Source organism: Aetokthonos hydrillicola CCALA 1050, assembly GCF_017591665.1.
Classification (GTDB): Bacteria; Cyanobacteriota; Cyanobacteriia; order Cyanobacteriales; family Nostocaceae; genus Aetokthonos; species Aetokthonos hydrillicola.
Window position 1 is genome coordinate 1 of record NZ_JAAKGC010000423.1, and the last position, 1,214, is coordinate 1,214.

General features: G+C 39.5%; 1 pseudogene. It reads left to right on the top strand.

Annotated features, from left to right (window positions below):
* Positions 1-1,206: pseudogene (locus G4P69_RS38505) on the top strand (DUF4158 domain-containing protein); the annotation flags it as partial.
* Positions 1,207-1,214 lie beyond the last annotated feature (8 nt).

The window sequence follows — 1,214 nt, forward strand, 5'->3', positions numbered from 1 at the left end:
CCCCACAATCGTCTTGGTTTCGCCGTACAGTTGTGTTACCTACGCTTTCCCGGTCGCGTTTGGAGTTTAGGAGAAATAGTACCAGAGTCTATACTACTTTATATTGCATCTCAATTAAAACTCGACCCGACAATAATAACAGAGTATTCCCAAAGGGATACAACTCGACGCGAACATCTGGCAGAGATTCAAAATAATTTTGGTTTTCGTACTTTTAATACATCTACATACAAACAACTTTCGAAATGGTTGTTACCGTTTGCCATATCTTCAGATAAAGGAATGGCGCTTGTGGGAGCATTAGTTGATGAAATGCGCTTGCGCCAAATTATTATTCCAGCTATTTCTACAGTAGAACGTTTAGCCTGGGAAGTCAGACATCGCGCTGATAAATTAGTATGTTTTGAGTTAACTAAAAGTTTGACAATATTACAAAAGACAGCACTGGATAAGTTATTAGTTGTAGAGTCTGATAAAAAGCTAACTGATTTTATTTGGCTGCGTCAACCACCAGGTCAAGCTAATCCTAAAAACTTTTTAAAAGTAGTGGAACGACTAGAGTTTATTCGCCATCTCAGTCTTGACTCTGGATGCTTGAAACGAGTACATCAAAATCGTCTGCTGCAATTGACCAAAACGGGTGCCAAGTCTACACCTGCTCACCTATCTAGACTAGATGAATTGAGACGCTATGCCATTTTAGTTGCTTTTCTCATTGAATGGAGTGCGTCATTAGTCGATTATGCCATAGGGATGCACGATAAAATGATGGGTAAATTGTTTAACAAAAGTGAACATCAGCATGGAGAAAAGTTTCAACGTGATGGCAAAGCGATTAATGAGAAAGTACGATTGTATGGTCAGGTTGGTAAAGCGTTAATTACAGCTAGAGGTGAGTCGACTGATGCCTATCAAGCCATTGAATCTGTATTAGCTTGGGAGGAATTTATTAGTAGTGTCGCTGAAGCAGAGAAATTAGCAAGCCCCGCAGATTTTGATTATCTTGATCTGCTTGATAACCGTTACTCACAGTTACGTCGGTATACACCAAAGTTATTGGAGACGTTTGAATTCAAAGCTACATCCGCCAATTTACCGGTTCTAAAAGCCTTGGATGTTATCAAAGAATTAAATAGATCAGGTGGTCGAAATGTGCCGAAATCTGCGGACACTAGTTTCGTTAAACATCGTTGGTCAAAACACGTATTTTAGGG